Genomic DNA, 21,380 nt, shown 5'->3' on the forward strand with positions numbered 1-21,380 from the left:
GCTTTCGCTGCTAGGCGTGCATCCGCCGCGAGGCTGGCCGCCGCGATGCGCTGGCGAGCCTGGCGTTGGCGCGCCGCATGGCGCGTGCCGCGCCGATCAGCGGCATGAGCGCAGCCGGCGCGTGCTGCCCCGCGTCGCCGGCTTCGTCGGTGGCGCCATCCAGCGTCCGATCCACCAGCGGCGCATGAACGCGGCAGTCGGGTGACAAGGCCGCGCCGGCATTGGCGCGGCGCCATTGGCCGAGCGCCGCCAGCGCGGCGATCATCAGGTTGCACGCGGCGAGCCACATGCCGATCTCCATGGCGGCATGCCGCTTCGAGACGGGTTCCTGCAGCATGCGCTGGTACGAGGCGGCCAACGTGCGCACGGCTTGCAAGGCCTCGCGGCGCGCCAGCCGGTAGCACGGCATCTGGAAGTCGTCGGAGAACACGGCCGCGGCGTAGCCGCGACAGGCCTGGCGCGCGGCCGCCAGCCTGGTATCCAATCCCACATATTCCCAGGCCGGGAACAGGAAGGCGCCCAGTGCGCCTATGGTGCCGCCTATCAAGGTATCCACGCCCCGCTGTTCGATCATGGACCACCCGGGCACCAGCAGGTGGTACAGCATCAGCACCGCGATGGTGGTGAAGACCACACTGGCCAGATATGTCGCCGGACGCGCCAGCGCGAACGAGGCCCCGTACGCAAGGATGATGGCCACCGTGACCAGCCAGGGCGCCTGCACGCCCAGCCACAGCAGGACCGCCGTGCCCAGGCAGCCCAGCAGCGTGCCGGCGATGCGTTGCCGGGTGCGCTGCTGGTTGGCCCCGAAAGCGGGGTTCATGACGATCATGATGGTCAGGATGACCCAGGTGCCGTGGCCACCCACCCACTTGGCGGCCAGGGTGCCCGCGGCGATGGCCGCGGTCAGCCGTACGGCGTGGCGCACGGCGGCGGGCGAGGCCCGCAGGGCGTGCCAGGGCATCCGCGGATTTTGCGTGGCCCGCCACGTGCGCACCGCGAGCGCGACGTCCGATGGCCAGGCGGTGTCCGGCGCGCCGCGCGGACCGGTTCCGTGCGCGCGCGCGGCCGCGTCCGCTTCGGCCGCCAACTGGACCAGGGTGCCGGCCAGCATGGCGAGGCGGGCCTTGAAAACCCGCGCCGGTCCGTCATCGAGCTCGCGCGCAGCCCTATCCAAGGTGGCGGGGGGATCGACGGTGCGTCCCAGCACATAGCGGGGCACCAGGTCTTCGATCCACCGCGCCATACCCAGGATGATGTCGTGCACGGCCCGGCCCGTCCGGCCATCGCCGCCCCCGCGCAGGGCGGTGAAATCGTCGTGCAGGGCCAGCGAGATGTCGTGGACGTCCACCGCCCCGGTCAGCATATTGAACAAGTGCGCCTGCCGGCTGTCGTGGCGGCGGTTGGCGGCCAGGCCGCCCAGCACGATGTCGCGCGCGGTCTGCTGCGCGTCGATTGCCACCGACTGTGCGTCCGCCAGCCGGCGTTGGCACTGGTCCAGGGGCGTGCCGGGGACGAAGCATTCGGCCCTGCAGCGCAGATGCGCCGCCGCGGCCATCAGGGATTCGCCGATCGCCCGGCGCGCGATCTGTTGGGAAAAGACGGCGCAAACCGCGGTGCTGAAGGCCGTGTACCACAGCCCGCCGGCCACCATCCACGCCAGGAAAACCCACGGGTCGCCGCCGGCGTCGTGTTGAGCGAGCATCAGGTCCACCCCCAGCAGCGCGCACATGCCCAGCAAGGTGCCGGCCTGGCCATACGCCACCGCCAGGCCCGCGCAGAACACGATGGCAAGAAGCGCCGGCAAGGCCGCGGCCGGGTGGCTTAATACAGGGGCGATGGCCGTGGCCGCCGACGCAAGCACCAGCGTGGCGGCAAGCATGCGGCGCGGCTTGCGGCGCAGGGTTTCGGGAAGGTCGTTCAGCGAGACGCAGAACGCGCCCAGCGCCAGGCCGATGGCCGCTTCCATGCTGCCGGAGATCGCCAGGGCGCAGAGGGCGGGCAGCACCACGCCGAGCAGCGCGCGCAGGGCGGTGTAGACGTGCTGGCCATGAACGAACTGCAGGGCGGCTTTGGCGGCGGACATGGAAGATGGCGGTCGGCCATGGGGGGATGCGCAAATGTACCGCGTGGCGCCGGGCCGGCCGTGTACGGGATATGGAAAACAAAAGACCCGATGGCCGCGAGAGTCGTGCGGCCGGGGAACTTTTGCCTAATCGCGCGCCGCGGTCTCCGTCCGCAGCCGTGCGTCGCACAGGCGCAAGGGGGCGGGGCGGTGGCTGACCAGCAGCAATCCTTGCCCGGTGCGCGCCAGCCGGGCTTGCAGGGCCCGTACCAGCGCGTCTTCCGTGGCGGGATCCAGGCCTTCCGTGGGCTCGTCCAGCACCAGCCAGGGGGCCGGCCGCAGTAGCGCACGCGCCAGGGCCAGCCGCCGGCATTCCCCGCCGGACAGCGTCACGCCGCCGTCGCCTATCCAGGTCTGCAGTCGTTGCGGCATGGCGCGTACGCGCGCGTCCAACTGTGCATCCGCCAGCGCGCGCCACAAGGCCGCATCGTCCGCCAGGGGCGCCGCCAGCCGCAGGTTGTCCGCGATCGTGCCCGCCAGCAGCCGGGCATCCTGGGGAAGGTAGGCGAAGCAGGGCCGCGCCCAGCCCATCGGACCGTTCTCCAGGGCGTGTCCGGCCACGCGGAAACGGCCGCGTGCGGCGGCGCGCAGGCCCAGCAAGGCCTCCAGCATGGCTGTCTTGCCGGAGCCGGAAGCGCCGACGATGGCGACATGGGCGCCCGCTGGAAGCAGACGTCCATCGACTTCCAGGGGCACGGCATCCCGCGCGATTCCACTGGCGATTCCACCGGCGATCCCGGCGGACGGCGCCCCGTGCCGGGGATGTCCTTGCGCCGCGTCAGGTGCCATCGCCGCGTCCAGGCGCGCGGCGGCCTCGTCCAAGGCGCCTTGCTGCTGCGCCGCGCGCAGCACGGGCGCCACGCCCTCCATTGCCGCCAGCGCGGCCAGGACGGCCAGGGCCAGCAGCGGCAGCGGCGCGGCCGCGGCCAGTACCGCCACGGCGAGCACAGTGCCGGCGGCCATGCCGGCCTGCGCGGCCGCCAGATCGGCCTGCGCCCGGTTGCGGCCCAGGATGGCGGCGCCCAGTTCGGCGTCGCGCGCCATGATGGCGTCCACCGCGCGCGGCACCAGGCCGAAACACCGCAGTTCCGTCCTGGCCGGCAGGTAGGCGCCCAGGGCGTCTTTCAGCGCGCCCGCGGCGCGCTGCGCATCGCGTCCCGCCTGGTCGCAATAGCGCCGTGCAAGATGGCGGCCAAGGATCCACTGCGCGCCGACGCCCACGGCCAGCGCCGCCGGTGCCCAGGGCGAGGCAAGCGCCAGCACGGCCAGGGCCGCCGCCATCGCGCCGGCCGCCGCCCAAGGCGCCGGGCGGCGCACAAAGGCATGCTCGATCGCATCGACGTCCTGCACCAGGCGTGCCGAGGCCTCGCCCCCGGACAGCGAAAGCGCGCGTCGCGGCGGCGAGGCAGCGATGCCGGCGAACAGCGCGGGGCGCAGGTCCGCCAGGGCGGCGAAGGCCGCGCGGTGGCCGAACAGCCGCTCGCCATAGCGCCCGACGGTACGCAGGATGGCCAGGCCGCGCATGCCGGCGCTGGGCAGTAGATAGTTGAAGGCAAGGACCGCCGCGGGGCCGGCGCTGCCCGCCATGGCGGCGCTGGCAAGGAACCAGCCGGACAGGCCCAGCAGCAAGGTCGCGCCGCTTGCCGCGATTGCCCCGCTTGCCGCGGCCAACGCCAGGTCGCCGCGCCGCAGCCGCGCCTGCGCGCGCACGAAGCGCGCGATGGCGCTGCGGCGCGGCGCATTCGCGCAGGCCGGCGGGCGGGTTCGCGGGCGGGCGAGCGTGTCCGGTAGCAAGCGCAGTGCGGCTTTCATGCCGGTCAAGATGCCAGGCATAGGGAATGGCGGGCCGCCGCGGCCAGCGCGGCGGAATGGGTGGCCGCGATCACGGTACGGGCCTGGGCGGCGTCGCGTATGAGCTGGACGATCGTTTGCTCGGAAGCGGCATCCAGGTCGGCCGTGGGCTCGTCCAGCAGCAGTAGCGGTGCCGGCTTGAGCAGCGCGCGCGCCAGCGCCAGCCGCCGCCGCTCGCCGCCGGACAGTCCGGAACCGCGCTCGTCCAGCACTGTGTCGCCGCCGTTGGAGCGCGGCCGCAGCGCCGGTCCCAGGCCCACCCGGTCGGCCATCTCCAGTGCCGCTTCGCGTGTGGTGCCTGGCGCGGCGGCCATCAGGTTCTCCAGTATGGTCCCGGGCAAAAACACAGGCGCCTGGCCCGCCCACGAAATGTCGGGTGTTCCGTTGCCGCCGGCGGTTCCGGGCGGCGCGTCGCCGATGGCGATGGCGCCGGACCGCACGGGTACCCAACCCGCCAGCGCCGCGAGCAGGGTGGATTTGCCCGATCCGGTGGGGCCCGTCACCACGGTCAGCGCGCCGGCCGGTGCGTCAAGGTCGATGGGGCCGATGGCCAGGTCGCCGTCGCCGACCGTGGCGTTGCGGCAGCGCACGGCGGGCGCGGAAGTACAGGCATCGGTCTCCGGGCCCGGCATGGCCGCATCGGCGTCCGATGCCGGCATTTCGCACCGCATCGCTGGCCACAGTGCGAGCAGCCGGCCGGCTGCGGCTTCCCCCAACTGCTTCTCGTGATAGGCGGCAGCCAGCCGGCGCAGCGGGGCGTAGAACTCCGGCGCCAGCGCCAGCGCATAAAACGCGATGGGGAAGTCCAGGGTTTCCGGCGGTTTGAAGGGAAGGAGTCCCAGCAGGGCGAAGCCGCAATACACCGCGACAATGGCGACCGAGACCGCGGAGAAGAATTCCAGCGCGGCGGAGGAAACGAAGGCGATGCGCAGCACGTTCATCGTGCGCCGGCTGACTTCGCGCGCGGCCGTCCCGACCCGGGCGGTTTCGGCCGCCTCCGCCTGGAAGGCCAGGATGACGGGAAGGGCGCGCACACGGTCGACGAAGTGGCCCGACAGCCGCGCCAGGGCCTCGAACTGCCGTGTCGCTTCCAGGCTGGCCGCGCCGCCCGCCAGTGCCATGATGGCGGCAAAGGGAATCAGCGTGGCCAGCAGGATGGCTGCGGCGACGGGGCTGGCCGGCACGATGGCGGCCGCGATCAGCAGGGGGCCGATACGGGCGTCCATTTCCGCGGGCCGGTACCGGCTGAAGTAGCCGTCCAGGGCTTCGATTTCATCGACGGCGGCACCCATGACGGCGCCCGTCGCCGCTGCCGGTGCCCGGTCGGCCAGGGCGGCGGTGACGGCGCGCCGGCGCAGCCGCGATTTGATGCCGCAGGCCTGCCATGCCGCCCCGCGCGCGATGGCGCGCGACAGCCAGGCCCGCGCGGCGCAAGCCGCCGCCAGGGCCAGCAGCGACTGCGGCGATGCAGCCTGGACCAGGACCTGCGTCAAGGCCAGTGCCCATGCCGCCACGCAGGCGGCATGCAGGACCGTCAGGCAGGCCAGCCGACGGTTCGCGCGGGCGTCGCCGCGCGCCAGCGCGCGCAGCAGCCGGGCGTGGCCGGTCCTGCCGGCCGGCGGGGCCGGGGCGGACAAGGCGCGGTCGGGAGTCTTGGGCATTCGCGGGCTTCGAAACAGGGCAAGCGCAGTGTGCCCGCGATTTTCCGCGCAAGGTTTGAGCTATGTCATGGGCGGCGCGGGTAGGCGGTCCTACGATGGCGCGGTCACCTGTCCCAAGGCTTATCACATGGACGTAGTCGAACTGTCCCGCCTGCAATTCGCCCTGACGGCGATGTATCACTTTCTCTTCGTGCCCCTGACCCTGGGGCTGTCGTTCATCCTGGTCATCATGGAAAGCATCTACGTGATGACCGACAAGCCCATCTGGCGCGCGATCACGCGTTTCTGGGCCACGATATTCGGCATCAATTTCGTGCTGGGTGTGGCCACGGGTCTGACCATGGAATTCGAGTTCGGCACCAATTGGTCATACTACTCGCATTACGTGGGCGACATCTTCGGCGCGCCGCTGGCGATCGAAGGCCTGATGGCCTTCTTCCTGGAGGCGACCTTCGTCGGGCTGATGTTCTTCGGCTGGGAGCGCCTGAGCAAGCGCGGCCATCTGTTCGTGACTTTCATGGTCGCCCTGGGGTCGAACCTGTCGGCATTGTGGATCCTGGTCGCCAACGGCTGGATGCAGAATCCCGTGGGCGCGGTGTTCAATCCCGAAACGATGCGCATGGAGATCGACAGCTTCCGCGAGGTGCTGTTCAATCCCGTCGCCCAGGCCAAATTCGTGCATACCGTCAGCGCCGGCTATGTGACGGCATCGGTGTTCGTGCTCGGCGTATCGGCGTGGATGCTGCTGCGGGGCAAATGGCGCGGCGTGGCGCAGCGGTCCTTCGCGGTGGCGGCGGCGTTCGGCCTGGCTTCTGCGCTGTCTGTGGTGGTGTTGGGTGACGAAAGCGGTTATGCCCTGACCGACAACCAGAAGATGAAGCTCGCGGCCCTGGAAGCCATGTGGGAAACCGAACCGGCGCCGGCTGCCTTCACCGCTTTCGGGATTCCCAGCCTGGCGGACCGCAAGACCCACGCGGAAGTGAAGATCCCGTATCTGCTGGGCCTGATCGCCACGCGCTCCATCGACAGGCCGGTGGCCGGCATTTTCGAACTGGTGGCGGTGTCGCAGACGCGTGTCGAAAGCGGCGTGCGGGCCTATGACGCGCTGGAGCGCCTGAAGCAGCGCCCCGACGACGTCGCCGCGCGCGAGCAATTCGAGCGGCATCGGCGCGACCTGGGCTACGGCCTGCTGCTCAAGCGCTATGTCGACGACCCGCGCAAGGCCGATGCGGCCACCATCGAAAAGGCCGCCTGGGACACCGTGCCCGACGTGCCGGTCATGTTCTGGGTATTCCGTGTCATGGCCTTGATCGGCTTCATACAGATCGCGGTGTTCGCCGCGGCCTGCGTCATGGCGGCGCGCCGGCGCTTCGATACGCGATGGCTGCTGCGCACCGCCGTACTCATCATGCCGCTGCCGTGGATCGCGGCCGAGGCGGGCTGGGTCTTGGCGGAACTGGGCCGCCAGCCGTGGGCGGTGGAAGGCGTGCTTCCCACCTTCCTGGGCATATCCAGCCTGACCGTCGCGCAATTGTGGACCACGATCGCCGGTTTCACCCTGTTGTATGGCGCGCTCGCGGTCGTGGAGGTCGGCCTGATCGTCCGCACGGTCAAGCGGGGCCCCTACGCCCACCATGAGCCCGCCTCCCAGGTGCCTGGCGCCACCGGCGGGCTGGCCGCCGCCGAATAAGGAAACAACGATATGGAAATCCCGCTCGACTATCCGACGCTGCGCGTCATCTGGTGGGCGCTGATGGGCATACTGCTTATCGGCTTCGCCCTGACCGACGGCTTCGACCTGGGCGTGGCGGCGCTGCTGCCCTTCGTCGCCCGCGACGACAACGAAAGACGCATGGCCATCAATGCGATCGCGCCGACATGGGAAGGCAACCAGGTCTGGTTCATCCTGGGGGGCGGCGCAATCTTCGCTGCCTGGCCTTTCGTCTACGCCGTCAGTTTCTCAGGCTTCTACATGGCCATGTTCCTGGTGCTCGCGGCGCTCATCCTGCGTCCGGTCGGCTTCAAGTACCGCTCCAAGCGGTCCGCCGCGGCATGGAGGGGCGCTTGGGACTGGGCGCTTTTCATCGGCGGTTCCGTGCCCGCGCTGGTATTCGGCGTGGCCGTCGGCAACGTGCTGCTGGGTGTGCCCTTTCGTCTGGACGGGGATTTGCGCGCGACCTACGAGGGTGCCTTCCTGGGCTTGTTCAGCCCCTTCTCGCTGCTTTGCGGCGTGTTGTCGGCAACGATGCTGGTCATGCATGGCGCCGCCTGGCTGACGATCAAGGTCGAGAACGGCGCCGTGCGCGACCGCGCGCGCCGCATCGGCTCGGTCGCCGCGCTGCTGGTGATCGTGCTGTTTGCCGCGGGCTATGCCTATGTGGCCTACGGCGGGCTGGGCTATCGCCTGGAAGGCGTGGCCGCTCCGGCCGGGCCGTCCAACCCCCTGCGTACGGCCGCCACCGCGGCGCCCGGCGCCTGGCTGGCGAATTTCAATGCCTATCCCTGGATGATGGCGGCGCCCATACTGGGCTTTGCCGGGGCCCTGATGGCGCTGGCCGGCATACGTGCCGGCCGCGAATGGCCGGCGTTCGGCGGCTCGTCCTTGTCGGCGCTGGGCATCATCGCCACCGTGGGGCTCTCGATGTTCCCCTTCATCCTGCCCAGCAGCGTGGACCCGCGCTCCAGCCTGACCGTGTGGAATGCGTCCTCCAGCCATACGACGCTGTTCATCATGCTGGCGGTCACGGTAGTGTTCCTGCCCATCGTGCTGCTCTATACGGCCTGGGCCTTCAAGGTGATGTGGGGCCGTTCGACCATCAAGGCGCTGTCTACCGATCCGGATCTTTACTGACACAGGAGCAAGCGATGTGGTATTTCGCGTGGATACTGGGCCTGGGCTTGGCGGTGTGCTTCGGCATCCTGAACGGGATCTGGCTGGAGTATCACCAGCTGGATGGCGGCGATACGGGGCAGGCGGAGTAGCCGGCCAACAAAAAAAGGGGCGCTCCATCTCGGAGCGCCCCTTTCGTTTTACGGACCGATTATGCCGTGTGACCGGGGTATCAGCTGTGGTACGCCGATTCGCCGTGGCAGGTCGTATCCAGGCCTTCGCGTTCCACGTCCTCGGGCACGCGCAGGCCGCAGACCATGTCGGCGATCTTGTAGGCGATCCAGGCCACCACGCCGGACCACACCAGGGTCAGGATGACGCCTTCGAATTGCACCCACAGCTGGCCGCCGATCTCGCCCGCGGTCTTCAGGCCGGGGCCGCCCAGCACCTGCGCGTTGAAGACGCCGGTCAGCAGGGCGCCGGTGATGCCGCCCACGCCGTGCACGCCGAACACGTCCAGCGCATCGTCGGCCTTCAGCAGGCGCTTCAGGCCGTTGACGCCCCAGACGCAGATCACGCCGCCCGCGATGCCGATCACGAAGGCACCGACCATGCCGACCAGGCCGGCCGCCGGGGTGATGGCCACCAGGCCGGCAACGGCACCGGAGGCCGCGCCCAGCATGGAGGGCTTGCCCTTCAGCGCCCATTCCGTGAACAGCCAGGCCAGCACGGCGGCGGCGGTGGCGATCATGGTGTTGAAGAACGCCAGCGTGGCCTGCTCGTTGGACATCAGCGCGGAGCCGGCGTTGAAGCCGAACCAGCCCGTCCACAGCAGGGAAGCGCCGATCATGACCATGGGCAGGTTATGCGGCTGCATGGCTTCGCGTCCGTAGCCGACGCGCTTGCCGATGACATAGGCGCCGACCAGGCCGGCGATACCGGCGTTGATGTGCACCACGGTGCCGCCAGCGAAGTCCAGGGCGCCCTTGGCGTTCATCAGGCCCGGGACGGTCGGCGAGGCGAACCACACCATGTGGGCGATGGGCACGTAGGCGAACGTGAACCAGATCACCGTGAACAGCAGCACGGCGGAGAAGCGCGCGCGCTCGGCGAAGCTACCCACGATCAGGGCGCAGGTGATGCCGGCGAAGGTCGCCTGGAAAGACGCGAACAGGAGCTCCGTCAGCGATCCGGTCATGGCGTACTTCCCGTCGGCCGGCGAGAACATGCCGGAGAAGAACACGCGCGAGAAGCCGCCGAAGAAGGAATTGCCTTCGGTGAAGGCAAGCGAATAACCGTAGATGAACCACAACACCAGCCCAACGACGAAGGTCCCCATGACCTGCATCAGGACCGACAACACATTCTTGCTCCGTACCAGTCCGCCGTAGAACAGGGCGAGGCCGGGCACTGCCATCATCAACACCAGCAGTGTCGAGACCAGCATCCACGAGATATCTGCTTTATCCATTTGTTATGGCTCCAGTAGCGTCCTTATTGTGTTTACAGTGCGGCTTCGCCGGCTTCGCCCGTACGGATGCGAATGACCTGTTCGAGTCCGGCGACAAAGATCTTGCCGTCACCGATCTTGCCGGTGCGCGCGGCCTGCTCGATGGTTTCGATGGCTTGTTCGACCAGGCTATCGGGTACGGCGGCCTCCACGCGCAGCTTGGGCAGGAAGTCCACGGCATATTCGGCGCCGCGATAAAGTTCGGTGTGGCCTTTCTGCCGGCCGAAGCCCTTGACTTCCGTCACCGTCAGTCCCTGGACACCGATACCGGACAAAGCCACTCGCACCTCGTCGAGCTTGAAGGGCTTGATGATGGCGATGATGAGTTTCATGGCTGGTTCCTCTCATGGTTGCACGTTGGCCCTGCCTCTAAAGCAAAATCGATGCCATGTTTTTCCAGAGGGGAAGGGCCGGTTTTGCGGCCGTGGCGGAATGGCCCCGGCCGTGGCGGCACCGCTTCGGTGCGCACCGTCTGGATGCGTGCCCGGCCGTGGTGCATTTTCGGGTGCAGCCGTCGCAACAAAATATTTGCAAGGCCGGCGTGTGTAGCGGAATGCCACGCTTCCCGGGTGAGATGCGGGCCCGGCGGCCGGGACTCGCACACACTGGTAACACAGTGCGACGCCGGGTTCAGTCGCCGCGGTTCACGCGCCGGGATGCAGGCGGGGCGGGGCCCAGGTGGGGCCGAGACCGGCCCAGCCGCCGGGATTCAGGCGTTGGGATCCGGCCGCCGGGCCTCGCCCGGCTGGGGGCGCCCGATTCGCGCCGCCCCGCGTGACGCTCTAAACTGGCGTTGTCCCGATTCCCATGAGAAAAGCCATGAACGCCACGCAATGGATGGAAGACCTCCAGAAGAATATTTCCGACCTGATCGCCCGCAGCCCGGCGGCGGACCTGGAGCGCAATGTGCGCGCCATGATGGCGCAGGGCTTCTCCCGCCTGGACCTGGTGACCCGCGAGGAATTCGACGTGCAGGCTGAACTGCTGGCGCGCACCGTCGCCCGGGCCGATCAACTGGCCGCGCAGGTCACCTTGCTGGAAGCGCGCATCAATGCGCTGGAGGCGGCGCAGGCCAGGCCGGCGCCGGCTGCCCCGGTCCAGCCCCCGCCCCAGGCCTAGCCCCGGACCCTCGGGCCCGGTCAGCTCGCCGCCGCGGGATTGGCTTCCGCCGGCGCGCCGCCATGCGTTTCGGCCTGCCGCGTCAGGAACTGGCGCGTCAGGAATTCCAGCAGCGTGCGCGCCGGGGCGGACAGCATGTCGTCGGATCGGTAGGCGATCAGGATGCGCTTGTTGGCCCAGGCGTCCGACAGCGGCACGGCGGCGATGTTCAGGATGTCCATATACATGTCCGCCAGCTGCTTCAGCACGAAGGAAATCCCCAGCCCGGCGTGGACCATGCGGCATAGCGCGTCGAAGCTGTTGACGCGGATCTTCATGCGTATTTCCTTGCCGATCAACGCGGCCTGCTGGGCCAGTTTGGCGTTGTATGCGCTTTCGGCGTGCAGGCCGATGAGGGGCTCGTCGATGACGTCGGCGAAGCGCGTGCCGCGCAGGCGCGCCATCGGATGCGAACGGGGGAATATCGCCACCAGGCTGTCTTCGCGATAGGGGCGGCTGACCGCCGCCGCTTCGCCCAGGTACCAGTCGTTGCCGATACCCAGGTCCGCCGTGCCGTCTTCCACGGATTTCAGGATCTCGCCGCCGCGTTTTTCTTCCAGTTCGATGCTGACATCGGGATAGGTCTGCGAGAACGCCGCGAGGTCCTCGGGCAGGTACTGGTCGATGGACGAAATATTTGCCACCACGCGTACCGTGCCCTGCAGGCCGGACGCGTAGCGTCCCAGTGCCGTGCCCATGTGCTGCAGCTGGGCCAGCGCCGCGCTGGCATAACGCAATACCGTTTCCCCGGCAGCCGTGGGCGTGATGCCGCGTGGCGAACGGAAGAGCAGCGGAATTCCTACGGATTTCTCCAGGTCCGAGATCCGCCGGCTGACGGCGGAGGGCACGATGCAGGCGCGGGCCGCCGCCGCGGCGATGCTGCGGGCCTCGCAGGCGTCCACGAACAGGCGCAGGGAGGTCAGGTCCAGCCTGCGCATCAAGGGATCCATCGTTCCGTCGCCGGGCGGCACGCCGTGTGGGTCCATGTTTCTCCTCTCTTGCGCCGTGATACCGGGAAGTGCCGTGCCGGTACGGCATGACCCCCCTCTTGAATGATCGCTTGCCGCGTACCGCGCGAAGCGGGAAAGTGACGGCCTGCGGCTCGCGACGAGCCGACATGATTCCACAAAAAATGGATCCGGGCGCGACGCCGGGGCGCAGAGGAGGGTAGGGCACATGACGAACGAAGTCCGTATGGTCTCGGCCAGCGGAATCCTGGGATATGGCTTTCCGGAAGCCTCCCTGGCCACCGCATTGCGGGCCCGGCCCCATATGGTGGGCGTGGATGGGGGCAGCTCCGATCCCGGGCCGCATTACCTGGGTTCCGGCAAGACGCTCAATTCCGCCTTGCAGATGAAGCGGGACATCCGCCTGCTGCTGCGCGGCGCGATGGAGCTGGATATCCCCATGATGATAGGCACGTGCGGCGGCGCCGGTGGCGAGCCGCACCTGCAGGCCTGCGCCGCGCTGGTGCGCGAGATCGCCCGCGAAGAGGGCATGCATTTCAAGATGGCGCTCATCCATGCCGAGCAGGACAAGGAGCGGCTGAAGGCCGGCATCCGCGCGGGGCGCGTGCAGCCGCTCGGCAAGGCCGGTCCGCTGTCCGAGGACGAGGTCGAGCGCGCCGAGCGCATCGTCGGCATGATGGGGCCGGAACCGCACCTGGCGGCGCTGCGCGCGGGCGCGCAGGTCATCCTGGCCGGCCGCGGCACCGATCCCGCGCCCTGGGTGGCGCTGGCCATGCACCATGGCATTCCGGCGGCGCCGGCCTGGTACGCGGGCAAGCTGCTGGAATGCGCCTGCAACGCCGCATTGCCGAAAAAGCACGACTGCCTGATCGCCACGCTGGGCGAGGACTATGTCGAGGTGGAGCCGGCCAACCCGGAACTGCGCTGCACGCCCTTGTCGGTATCGGTGCAGGCCCTGCACGAGAGCGCCAGCCCCATCGTGCGCTACGAGCCCGGCGGCGTCCTGGATACCAGCGCCTGCGTCATGCAGGCCGTCTCGGAGCGGCGCGTCCGCATCACCGGCATGCAGTGGAAGCCGCAGCCCTACACCATCAAGCTGGAAGCCGCGGCCTGCTCGGGCTATAGCGCCATCGCCTTCGCCGGTACGCGCGATCCGGGCCTGATCGGCCAGCTGGAAAGCTTCATCGCGGCCGTGACGGAGGCTTCCCACACCAAGATCGCGGCGCTGGGGATTCCGCGCGAACGCTATCGCATTGTCATGCGCCTGTATGGCAAGGACGGGGTGATGGGCGAGTGGGAGCCCTTGCGCCAGGCCCGCAGCCACGAAATCGGCATCCTGGCCGAGGTGGTCGGCGACACCCAGGAAATCGCCAATGCCGCACTGGCGCTGACCCGCGTCACGCTGCTGCACAGCGATTTTCCCGGGCGGCTGTGCCGCGAGGGCAATATGGCCTTCCCGTTCTCGCCCTCCGACATCGAGCGCGGCCCGGTCTACGAGTTCACCATGCAGCATGTGATCCGCACCGACGATCCGCTCGGCATGTTCCCGATCGAATACGAGACCGTCTAGCGCGCCGCGTCCCTGGACAAGAGATCCGCCATGACCAAACTGAAAGATATCGCCAAGGCCTGCAAAAGCAAGAACGCGGGCCCCTTCGAGCTGACGCTGGACATCATGTTCGACAGCGCCGAGACCTTCGAGCGGGTTCGCCGCACCGGCGTGATCACGCGCGAGCGCATCGCCGCGCTGTACGGCGTCGCGCCCGAGGACGTGCTGTTCACCGAATATCCGCCGGCCCTGGCCTACAAGGCGACCCTGCCGCGACGCATCGTATCCGGCGCCATCGGCGATACCGACGTCTACGGCGCCCAGCAGCATGCGCCGCTGCTCGACCTGGAATTGCCGCTGTAGCGCGGGCACGTCACGGCAAGACGCGAAGAGGAAAGGAGACCGCCATGTACGCCGCACCCCCGGCGATGAAGACCGAGGTCTTCACGCGCATTCCCGACCGCTACCGCAAGGCGGGCCAGTTGTCCGAGGAGCGCCTGCGCGCCGGCAAGGGCACCCGCGCGACGGACAGCTATATAGAGGGCCCGTCCTTCGACAGGCAGGGCAACCTGTACCTGGTGGATATCGCCTTCGGTTTGATCTTCCGCGTGTCGCCCGCCGGCGAGGTCACGCAGTTGATCGAGTACGACGGCGAGCCGAACGGATTGAAGATCCATCGCGACGGCCGCATTTTCGTGGCGGACCACAAGAATGGCATCCTGCTGCTCGATCCGGACGCCGGGCGCGTGACGCCGTATATCCGCAGGGCGAGGACCGAGGGGTTCAAGGGACCCAATGACCTTTTCTTCGCCGCCAACGGCGACCTGTATTTCACGGACCAGGGCCAGACGGGCTTGCAGGATCCCTCCGGCCGCGTGTACCGGCAGGGAGCCGACGGCTACCTGGAATGCCTGCTGGACAACGTACCCAGCCCCAACGGCATCGTCATGAGCCCCTCGGAGACCGCGCTGTACGTGGCCGCCACGCGCGGCAACTGCGTCTGGCGCGCCATGGTGCTGCCGGACCGGTCGCTGACGCGGGTCGGCTTGTTCATCCAGATGTCGGGCGGCAGCGGGCCGGACGGCATGGCCGTGGACCAGGCCGGCAACCTGTATGTGGCGCATGCCGGCATGGGGGCGGTGTGGAAGTTCTCGCCGCGCGGCGAGCCGCTGCTGCGCATCGATTCCTGCATGGGGCATATGACCACCAATATCGCCTTCGGCGGCAAGGACAATCGCGACCTGTACATCACAGAGTCGGAAAGCGGCAGCGTGCTGGTCGCACGCATGGACATCCCTGGACAGCCGATGTACTCGCACGCCGCATGAGGGTGGACGCGCCGACGGCGCCGGGCCGTGGCCCGGTCCCGCCGGATGTCGTGGCGCAGGCGCCCGATCCCGACAGCAATTCACTGGAGCCATCATGGAAGATACCGAGTCCGCCCGACAGGGCGCGAAACGCATAGACCCCGCGCGCATGCGCGACCTGGCCGCCGCGGTCTACGAAAGCGCCGGCGTGCCGGCGGCCGACGCCTTGCTGGCGGCCGATACGCTGGTACAGGCCGATCTGTGGGGCCACCAGTCGCACGGCATGCTGCGCCTGGGCTGGTATTACGCGCGCCTGCGTTCGGGCGCGATGAAGGCCGTGACGGAAACCCGGCTGGCGGTGGACGCCGGCGCGATCGCCGTCCTGGACGGCGGCGACGGCATGGGCCAGGTCGTGGCCCGCCGGGCGGTGGACGAGGCGGTGGCGCGCGCCCGCAAGCACGGGGTCGGCGTGGTGTCGATCCGCAATTCGAATCACTTCGGAACCTGCATGTACTACACGCGCATCGGCGCGGAGCAGGGCTGCGTGATGATGCTCATGAGCAATGCCGGTCCCAATATGGCGCCATGGGGCGGATTGAAAAAGAAGATCGGCACCAATCCGTGGTCCATCGCGGCGCCCGGCGGCAGCCATCCGCCCGTAGTCATGGACATGGCGAACTCCGGCGTGGCGCGCGGCAAGATCTACCTGGCGAACAAGCGCCGCGAGCCCATTCCTTCGCATTGGGCCATCGACGCCCAGGGCAATCCCACCACCGATCCGAAGGCGGCGCTGGAAGGATTCATCCTGCCCATGGCGGGCCACAAGGGCTATGTGATGGGCGTCATGGTCGACGTGCTGTCCGGCGTGCTGTCGGGCAGCGAATTCCTGGACCGCGTGCATGGTCCCTACGATCCCGTCAACCGCAGCGGCGCCGGCCATTTGATGATTGCCCTGAATGTGGCGGCCTTCCAGCCCATGGAGGACTACAACGCCCGCATCGATGCCTATATCGCCTCGCTGAAGGATGTTCCCGTCGCCCCGGGACATCGGCAGGTCTATTACCCCGGCGAGATGGAAGTCCAGGCCGACGCGGAAAACCGCGCGAGCGGCCTGGCGCTGCCCGCCGATACGCTGTCCGACATCGAGCGCGTGGCGCGCGAGGCCGGCGTGCCGTTTCCATTTTGAATCCGGCCGCGCCAGCGGCCGTACGTGTAGCCCGGGCCCGCGTTCAGCGCGGCGTCCCGATATAGATAAGGAGGAGCTTTCCATGAACCGCAGAATGATCATCCAGGCCGGCGTCGCGCTGTGCGCGCAGGTCCTGATGGGCTCGGCATCGGCCCAGGCCGCGCCGGACTTTCCCACCCGCACCGTGCGCATCGTTTCCGGCCTGGCCGCCGGCAGCAGCATGGACCTGGTCGCGCGCACCATCAGCCCCAAGCTGGCTGAATTGTGGGGCCAGGCCGTCATCGTCGAAAACCGCGCGGGCGCGGCCGGCAATATCGCCGCCGAGCACGTGGCGCGCGCCGACGATGGCCACACGCTGTTGATCGCGCAGAACGCGATCACCGTCAGTGCCTCGCTGTACCCGCGCCTGAAGTACAACCTGCGCAAGGACCTGAAGGCCGTATCGCAGGTGACGGCCATGCCGCACGTGGTGGTGGTCACGCCCACGCTGCCGGTCCAGAACCTGCGGGATTTCATCAACCTGGCGAAGTCCAAGCCCAACCAGCTGAACTTCAGCAGCGCCGGCATCGGCAATGCCGACGACATGGCGGCCGAATTGTTCGCCTCGATGGCGCATCTGCAGATGATGCATGTGCCCTATACCGGCGGTTCGCAGGCGCTGACCGCCGCCGCGGCGGGGGACGTGCAGCTGTACTTCCCCGGCTTGCCGGTCAGCCTGCCGCTGGTCAAGGCTGGCAAGGTCAAGGCCCTGGCCGTCACCAGCGCGACGCGCTCGCCGGCCCTGCCGGATGTGCCGACCATGGAAGAGGCCGGCCTGCCGGGCTACCAGACGGTACTGTGGTACGGGGTCTATGCGCCGGCCTCCATGCCGGACGCCACGGTCAAGCGCATTTCGGCCGATATCCAGAAAGCCTTGCAGATGCCCGACGTGAAGGAGAAGCTCAGCGGTGCGGGTATCGACGTGGTCGGCAGCACGCCGGAGCAGTTCCAGGCGTTCACCAACGCGGAGATCGACCGCTGGGCCGCCATCGTGCGCGAGCGCAACCTGAAGGTGGATTGACGCGGCCAGCGGGGCTTGACGCCGTCCCGGGCGTCAAGCCGCGGGCCTTCTGCCAACCCGATCCCCCGCGACCCTTCGGGTCCGCGGGGGATTTTGTTTTGGGCCTGGCATCCCGGTGACGCGGGCCGGGGCAAGGGCAGCCCGGCCGGCCGCGACATGGGCTACGCCACGTTGAGCGACATCGAGTACTTCATCTTGTCGTGGGGAAAGGTGGTGATGGTGGCCAGCAGCAGCACCCCGCCGCTGCCGTAGTAGCGGCGGGTGATGACGAAGCCCGCCGTCCGCGGTTCCACGTGCAATTGCCGGGCGATGGGCGCGGCGATGGGCGTGGCCGAGAACTCCTGGTTGACCTCGTGGATGCGGCTGCCGAAGTGGTCCTCGATCAACCGTAGCAGCGAGATGCGCGGCTGGATGTCGGCGCGCAGGTCGGAATGCGCCGGATCGGCGTAGATCAGCGTGCACGCTACCGGCGTGTCGCGGTCGTCCAGCGTCTTGATGGAGTTGATATGCAGCCACGACTGGCCGGGTTCGGCGCCCAGGGTCTCCGCCAGCCGCCTGGCGAGTTTGACGGTGCGCACGTCCTGCACCAGAAGCGCGGCGTTGCGCGCGTATTGCAGCAGGTCGGGGAACTGCGAGATACGTTGCGTGAAACGGGTGGTGGCGTGGGCGGTCTCGACGCGCGTGCCCACGCCCGGGCGGCGCGACACCATGCCGGCCACCGTCAGCATGCGGATGGCCTCGCGGATGGTGTGGCGGCTGGCGCCGAATTGCTCGCACAGTTCATGTTCGGTCGGCAGCAGCGTCATGACCGGATAGCGGCCGCTGCCGATGTCGCGCGCCAGCTGCTGGTAGATACTTTTGTAGCGCGGACCGCCAGCCTCGTCGTCCGGCCCCGTGGCCTGGCCGAGGGCCTCGCGCGCGGCGGCCGGCTCTGGCGCGCGTTCGGAGGATCGGGTCATGGATGGTTCCTTTTCTCGCTCTATCGGGGTTTGTCCGGACAATAACCGATTGACAACGCCGTCATGGTGGATCCATTATTTGTCCGGACATTCATGTACGGACAAATTGTACGGCGGACATGAGGTCGCGGGGCAAGCGGGTCCGCATTTTTTCTGCGGCGAGTCCATCCCCGGATTCAGGCGGCATCGCAGTTCTTGCAGTTCTCTTCCAATAATGGGGGTTTTCATGGGCAAGGTACTCGCAGTCCTGACGGCGGCCACGGTGGCCGTCGGTGTGTGCGCCAGCGCGCAGGCGCAGCAGAAACTGGTGGTCGCCGGCTACGGCGGCTCGTTCGAAGACATCATGCGCAAGGACATCTTCCCGCCCTTCGCCAAGCAGCATGGCGTCGAGCTGGATTACGTGGCCGGCAACTCCACCAACACGGTGGCGCGGCTGCAGGCGCAGAAAAGCAACCAGCAGATCGACGTCGCCATCATCGACGACGGCCCGATGTACCAGGCCATCGCGCTCGGCTTCTGCGCGCCGATCAAGGGCCTGCCGGCCGACGACCTGTACGGCACCGCGCGCTACAAGGACGACAAGGCCGTGGCCATCGGCATGGTCGCCACGGGCATCATGTACAACAAGAAGGTGTTCGACGAGCGCAAGTGGCCCGCGCCCACCTCGTGGAAGGACCTGAAGGATCCCAAGTACAAGAAGCAGCTGGTGGTGCCGCCCCTGAACAATACCTACGGCCTGCACGCGCTGGTGGAATACGCCCGCGAAGGCGGCGGGGGCGAAAAGAACATCGATCCCGGCTTCAAGACCTTCAAGGACGAGGTCGGTCCCAACGTGCTGGTGTACGAGCCCTCGCCCGGCAAGATGACCGAGCTGTTCTCCAGCGGCCAGGCCACCATCGCGGTGTGGGGCAGCGGCCGCGTCAAGGCCTTCGCCGACACCGGCTTCCCGGTGGGCTTCGTCTATCCGCGGGAAGGGGCCTATGCCCTGCTGTCGTCGGTGTGTCCGGTGGCCAAGGCCGACGCCAATCCGCTGGCGCAGGCCTTCGTCAACTATCTGGTCAGCCCGAAGGTGCAGGAGCAGCTGGCCACCGCCTATGGCTATGGCCCGGTCAACAAGCAGGCCAAGGTGGTCGACGATCCGCGCGTGCCGCTGCCTATCGGCAAGCGCGCCGCCGACCTGATCGTGATCGACTGGGACACCGTCAACCAGAACCGGGACGACTGGAACAAGCGCTGGACGCGTGAAATCGAGCGCTGAGGCAACGGCGGCGCGGGCGCGCCGCCAGCGGGAGCATCCATGAGCTATCTCGTTTTGAACCGCCTGTCCAAGCGCTACGGCGACCTGACGGCGGTCGAGGACCTAAGCCTGTCGGTCGAACGCGGCGAGTTCATCTCGCTGCTGGGGCCGTCGGGGTGCGGCAAGACCACTACCCTGCAAATGATCGCCGGGTTCGTCGAGCCCAGCGGCGGCAGCATCGTGCTGGACGGCAAGGACGTCAGCCGCATTCCGGCCAACAAGCGCGGCCTGGGCATGGTGTTCCAGAACTACGCGCTGTTTCCCCACATGACTGCGGCCGAGAACGTGTCGTTCGGCCTGGAGATGCAGCGCGTCGGCAAGGAAGAGCGGCGGGCGCGGGTGGCCGAGGCGCTCAAGCTGGTGGGCCTGTCGCACCTGGCCGACCGCCATCCGGCGCGCATGTCAGGCGGCCAGCAGCAACGCGTGGCGCTGGCGCGCGCGCTGGTGATACGCCCCAGCGTGCTGTTGCTGGACGAACCGCTGTCGAACCTGGACGCGAAGCTGCGCGAGGAAATGCAGCTGGAGCTGCGCAGCATCCAGCGCACCGTCGGCACCACCACCATCCTGGTGACGCACGACCAGTCCGAAGCCCTGGCGCTGTCCGACCGTATCGTGGTGATGAACCAGGGCCGGGTCGAGCAGGTGGCCGAGCCTTTCGCGGCCTATGAGGCGCCGTCGAGCCGCTTTGTCGGCGGGTTCCTGGGCAAGGCCAACGTTTTCACGCCCACGGCCCAGCCCTATGCGGGCGAGCTGCGGGCGCGCATCGGCGAGGCCCATATCGCCATGGAGGGCCAGCCGGTGCCGCGGGGCGCGGTGATCGTGCGGCCTGAGAAAATCCTGTTCGCCGAGGCCGGCGCCTGTTCCCTGCCGGGCCGCATGAAGACGCGCGTGTTCCTGGGCAACCACTGGCTATGCCAGGTGGATACCTCCGTGGGCGAGGTGCTGGTGATCCGCCAGAACGACGGCGTGCCGGTGCCCGCCGAGGGCGAGACGGTGCACCTGCGCTGGCGCGCGCAGGACATGTGCGCGGTGCCGGGGCAGGAGGCCGCGCAATGAGCGCGCGCGTCAACCCCTGGCTGTTGAGCGGGCCGGCGCTGGCTCTCTACGCCACCTTTCTGGTGGTGCCGATGGCGCTGGTATTCCTGATCAGCTTCTTCGACTTCCAGTTCTACGGCGGCGTGCAGGCCACCTTCACCTGGAAGAACTACATCGAGATCCTGGGCGACGGCTATTACTACGAAATCTACGCCCGGACCTTCGGCGTGGCGGCGCTGGTGACGGTGGCCTGCCTGGTGCTGGGCACGGCGGAAGCCTATGTGCTGTCGCGCATGGCCAATCCGTGGAAGAGCCTGTTCCTGATGGTGGTGCTGGGGCCGCTGCTGATTTCGGTGGTGGTGCGCACGCTGGGCTGGGCCTTGCTGTTCGGTTCCACCGGCCTCATCAACAAGGCGCTGATGGGCATCGGCCTGATCTCGACGCCGATGGACCTGATGTACAGCAATCTGGGCGTGGGTATTGCGCTGACGCACGTGCTGGTGCCGTTCATGGTGATCTCGGTGTGGGCGTCGTTGCAGCGGATCAATCCGTCTACCGAGGCCGCCGCGCTGTCGCTGGGCGCCAGCCAGTTCACCGTGATCCGGCGCGTGATCGTGCCGCAGGTCATGCCGGGCATCCTGTCGGGCTCGATCATGGTGTTCGCCTTGGCCGCCAGTTCGTTCGCCACGCCCGCCATCATCGGCGGCCGCCGCCTGAAAAACGTGGCCACCGCCGCCTACGACGAATTCCTGAACACGCTGAATTGGCCGCTAGGCGCGGCGCTGGCGGTGGTGCTGCTGGTGGCGACCGTCGTGGTGCTGTTGTCGGCCAACCGGCTGATCGAGCGCCGCTATGGCGCGGTCTTCAATCCGTCGGGAGCCTGA

At 68.3% G+C, this 21,380-nt stretch carries 19 protein-coding genes; 12 read left to right on the forward strand and 7 right to left on the reverse strand.

What is annotated here, in order from left to right:
- Positions 1-10 precede the first annotated feature (10 nt).
- The 3 genes from BAU06_RS09670 to BAU06_RS09680 all read right to left on the reverse strand — a co-directional run bounded on the left by BAU06_RS09670 (position 11) and on the right by BAU06_RS09680 (position 5,637).
- A complete protein-coding gene (locus tag BAU06_RS09670) occupies positions 11-2,086 on the reverse strand; it encodes an FUSC family protein (RefSeq protein ID WP_066347787.1) in 2,076 nt (691 codons plus the stop codon).
- A 126-nt stretch (positions 2,087-2,212) separates the two neighbouring features.
- Positions 2,213-3,937, reverse strand: coding sequence for an ATP-binding cassette domain-containing protein (locus BAU06_RS09675; protein ID WP_082993592.1), 1,725 nt, complete (start codon positions 3,935-3,937; stop codon positions 2,213-2,215).
- A gap of 5 nt (positions 3,938-3,942) precedes the next feature.
- Entirely contained in the window at positions 3,943-5,637 is a 1,695-nt protein-coding gene (locus BAU06_RS09680; protein WP_082993593.1) for an ATP-binding cassette domain-containing protein, read from the reverse strand.
- Positions 5,638-5,764: 127 nt separating this feature from the next.
- On the opposite strand from BAU06_RS09680, the gene BAU06_RS09685 reads away from it, so the two are divergent.
- The 3 genes from BAU06_RS09685 to cydX are packed head-to-tail and all read left to right on the forward strand — an operon-like array spanning position 5,765 to position 8,619.
- A complete protein-coding gene (locus BAU06_RS09685; protein ID WP_066347789.1) occupies positions 5,765-7,327 on the forward strand; it encodes a cytochrome ubiquinol oxidase subunit I in 1,563 nt (520 codons plus the stop codon).
- 12 nt (positions 7,328-7,339) lie between these two features.
- The gene (cydB, locus tag BAU06_RS09690; protein WP_066347791.1) at positions 7,340-8,488 is read left to right on the forward strand and encodes a cytochrome d ubiquinol oxidase subunit II; all 1,149 of its coding nucleotides are present in this window, start codon (positions 7,340-7,342) and stop codon (positions 8,486-8,488) included.
- Between the two features lie 14 nt (positions 8,489-8,502).
- A complete protein-coding gene (cydX, locus tag BAU06_RS09695; protein WP_066347793.1) occupies positions 8,503-8,619 on the forward strand; it encodes a cytochrome bd-I oxidase subunit CydX in 117 nt (38 codons plus the stop codon).
- An 80-nt stretch (positions 8,620-8,699) separates the two neighbouring features.
- Here cydX and amt read toward each other — a convergent pair whose 3' ends face one another.
- Positions 8,700-9,938: an ammonium transporter gene (amt, locus tag BAU06_RS09700; protein WP_066347795.1), complete on the reverse strand. Its 1,239-nt coding sequence runs from the start codon at positions 9,936-9,938 to the stop codon at positions 8,700-8,702.
- Positions 9,939-9,970: 32 nt separating this feature from the next.
- Positions 9,971-10,309, reverse strand: coding sequence for a P-II family nitrogen regulator (locus tag BAU06_RS09705; RefSeq protein ID WP_066347801.1), 339 nt, complete (start codon positions 10,307-10,309; stop codon positions 9,971-9,973).
- A 487-nt stretch (positions 10,310-10,796) separates the two neighbouring features.
- Here BAU06_RS09705 and BAU06_RS09710 point away from each other — a divergent pair, with 487 nt between their 5' ends.
- Positions 10,797-11,096 carry an accessory factor UbiK family protein gene (locus tag BAU06_RS09710; RefSeq protein ID WP_082993594.1) on the forward strand — a complete coding sequence of 100 codons (300 nt, stop codon included), beginning with the start codon at positions 10,797-10,799 and terminating at the stop codon, positions 11,094-11,096.
- 20 nt (positions 11,097-11,116) lie between these two features.
- Here the strand turns inward: BAU06_RS09710 and BAU06_RS09715 are convergent, their stop codons facing one another.
- A complete protein-coding gene (locus BAU06_RS09715; RefSeq protein WP_066347828.1) occupies positions 11,117-12,121 on the reverse strand; it encodes a LysR substrate-binding domain-containing protein in 1,005 nt (334 codons plus the stop codon).
- 190 nt (positions 12,122-12,311) lie between these two features.
- Between BAU06_RS09715 and BAU06_RS09720 the strand changes: the two genes are divergently transcribed.
- From BAU06_RS09720 to BAU06_RS09740, 5 genes are all read left to right on the forward strand, one after another.
- Entirely contained in the window at positions 12,312-13,673 is a 1,362-nt protein-coding gene (locus BAU06_RS09720) for an acyclic terpene utilization AtuA family protein (RefSeq protein WP_066347833.1), read from the forward strand.
- Between the two features lie 30 nt (positions 13,674-13,703).
- A complete protein-coding gene (locus BAU06_RS09725) occupies positions 13,704-14,015 on the forward strand; it encodes a DUF4387 domain-containing protein (RefSeq protein ID WP_066347836.1) in 312 nt (103 codons plus the stop codon).
- Positions 14,016-14,059: 44 nt separating this feature from the next.
- Positions 14,060-14,980, forward strand: a complete 921-nt coding sequence (locus tag BAU06_RS09730) for an SMP-30/gluconolactonase/LRE family protein (protein WP_066347839.1) — start codon at positions 14,060-14,062, stop codon at positions 14,978-14,980.
- Between the two features lie 94 nt (positions 14,981-15,074).
- A complete protein-coding gene (locus tag BAU06_RS09735) occupies positions 15,075-16,145 on the forward strand; it encodes an Ldh family oxidoreductase (protein ID WP_066347842.1) in 1,071 nt (356 codons plus the stop codon).
- 82 nt (positions 16,146-16,227) lie between these two features.
- Positions 16,228-17,205 carry a Bug family tripartite tricarboxylate transporter substrate binding protein gene (locus BAU06_RS09740; RefSeq protein ID WP_082993596.1) on the forward strand — a complete coding sequence of 326 codons (978 nt, stop codon included), beginning with the start codon at positions 16,228-16,230 and terminating at the stop codon, positions 17,203-17,205.
- Between the two features lie 161 nt (positions 17,206-17,366).
- Here BAU06_RS09740 and BAU06_RS09745 read toward each other — a convergent pair whose 3' ends face one another.
- On the reverse strand, positions 17,367-18,164 hold the full coding sequence (locus BAU06_RS09745; protein WP_066347848.1) for a GntR family transcriptional regulator: 798 nt from the start codon (positions 18,162-18,164) through the stop codon (positions 17,367-17,369).
- A gap of 226 nt (positions 18,165-18,390) precedes the next feature.
- Here BAU06_RS09745 and BAU06_RS09750 point away from each other — a divergent pair, with 226 nt between their 5' ends.
- Genes BAU06_RS09750 through BAU06_RS09760 form a run of 3 tightly spaced genes read left to right on the forward strand, consistent with a single transcriptional unit; the run spans position 18,391 to position 21,380 of the window.
- Positions 18,391-19,422 (forward strand): ABC transporter substrate-binding protein, encoded by a 1,032-nt coding sequence (locus BAU06_RS09750; protein ID WP_066358638.1) that lies wholly within the window; start codon positions 18,391-18,393, stop codon positions 19,420-19,422.
- A 39-nt stretch (positions 19,423-19,461) separates the two neighbouring features.
- Positions 19,462-20,517 (forward strand): ABC transporter ATP-binding protein, encoded by a 1,056-nt coding sequence (locus BAU06_RS09755; RefSeq protein ID WP_066347850.1) that lies wholly within the window; start codon positions 19,462-19,464, stop codon positions 20,515-20,517.
- Positions 20,514-21,380, forward strand: a complete 867-nt coding sequence (locus BAU06_RS09760) for an ABC transporter permease (protein WP_066347856.1) — start codon at positions 20,514-20,516, stop codon at positions 21,378-21,380. Before BAU06_RS09755 ends, BAU06_RS09760 begins: the two co-directional genes overlap by 4 nt.

This window comes from Bordetella bronchialis, from assembly GCF_001676705.1.
GTDB classification, from domain to species: domain Bacteria; phylum Pseudomonadota; class Gammaproteobacteria; order Burkholderiales; family Burkholderiaceae_B; genus Bordetella_C; species Bordetella_C bronchialis.

Excerpts from the sequence above, each read along its gene's own strand:
- amt (WP_066347795.1), bottom strand. The coding sequence starts at position 9,938 with ATGGATAAAGCAGATATCTCGTGGATGCTGGTCTCGACACTGCTGGTG.
- BAU06_RS09730 (WP_066347839.1), top strand. The coding sequence starts at position 14,060 with ATGTACGCCGCACCCCCGGCGATGAAGACCGAGGTCTTCACGCGCATT.
- BAU06_RS09715 (WP_066347828.1), bottom strand. The coding sequence starts at position 12,121 with ATGGACCCACACGGCGTGCCGCCCGGCGACGGAACGATGGATCCCTTG.
- BAU06_RS09710 (WP_082993594.1), top strand. The coding sequence starts at position 10,797 with ATGAACGCCACGCAATGGATGGAAGACCTCCAGAAGAATATTTCCGAC.
- BAU06_RS09685 (WP_066347789.1), top strand. The coding sequence starts at position 5,765 with ATGGACGTAGTCGAACTGTCCCGCCTGCAATTCGCCCTGACGGCGATG.
- BAU06_RS09680 (WP_082993593.1), bottom strand. The coding sequence starts at position 5,637 with ATGCCCAAGACTCCCGACCGCGCCTTGTCCGCCCCGGCCCCGCCGGCC.
- BAU06_RS09735 (WP_066347842.1), top strand. The coding sequence starts at position 15,075 with ATGGAAGATACCGAGTCCGCCCGACAGGGCGCGAAACGCATAGACCCC.
- BAU06_RS09745 (WP_066347848.1), bottom strand. The coding sequence starts at position 18,164 with ATGACCCGATCCTCCGAACGCGCGCCAGAGCCGGCCGCCGCGCGCGAG.
- BAU06_RS09705 (WP_066347801.1), bottom strand. The coding sequence starts at position 10,309 with ATGAAACTCATCATCGCCATCATCAAGCCCTTCAAGCTCGACGAGGTG.
- BAU06_RS09670 (WP_066347787.1), bottom strand. The coding sequence starts at position 2,086 with ATGTCCGCCGCCAAAGCCGCCCTGCAGTTCGTTCATGGCCAGCACGTC.
- cydX (WP_066347793.1), top strand. The coding sequence starts at position 8,503 with ATGTGGTATTTCGCGTGGATACTGGGCCTGGGCTTGGCGGTGTGCTTC.
- BAU06_RS09740 (WP_082993596.1), top strand. The coding sequence starts at position 16,228 with ATGAACCGCAGAATGATCATCCAGGCCGGCGTCGCGCTGTGCGCGCAG.
- BAU06_RS09755 (WP_066347850.1), top strand. The coding sequence starts at position 19,462 with ATGAGCTATCTCGTTTTGAACCGCCTGTCCAAGCGCTACGGCGACCTG.
- BAU06_RS09760 (WP_066347856.1), top strand. The coding sequence starts at position 20,514 with ATGAGCGCGCGCGTCAACCCCTGGCTGTTGAGCGGGCCGGCGCTGGCT.
- BAU06_RS09750 (WP_066358638.1), top strand. The coding sequence starts at position 18,391 with ATGGGCAAGGTACTCGCAGTCCTGACGGCGGCCACGGTGGCCGTCGGT.
- BAU06_RS09720 (WP_066347833.1), top strand. The coding sequence starts at position 12,312 with ATGACGAACGAAGTCCGTATGGTCTCGGCCAGCGGAATCCTGGGATAT.
- BAU06_RS09725 (WP_066347836.1), top strand. The coding sequence starts at position 13,704 with ATGACCAAACTGAAAGATATCGCCAAGGCCTGCAAAAGCAAGAACGCG.
- cydB (WP_066347791.1), top strand. The coding sequence starts at position 7,340 with ATGGAAATCCCGCTCGACTATCCGACGCTGCGCGTCATCTGGTGGGCG.
- BAU06_RS09675 (WP_082993592.1), bottom strand. The coding sequence starts at position 3,937 with ATGAAAGCCGCACTGCGCTTGCTACCGGACACGCTCGCCCGCCCGCGA.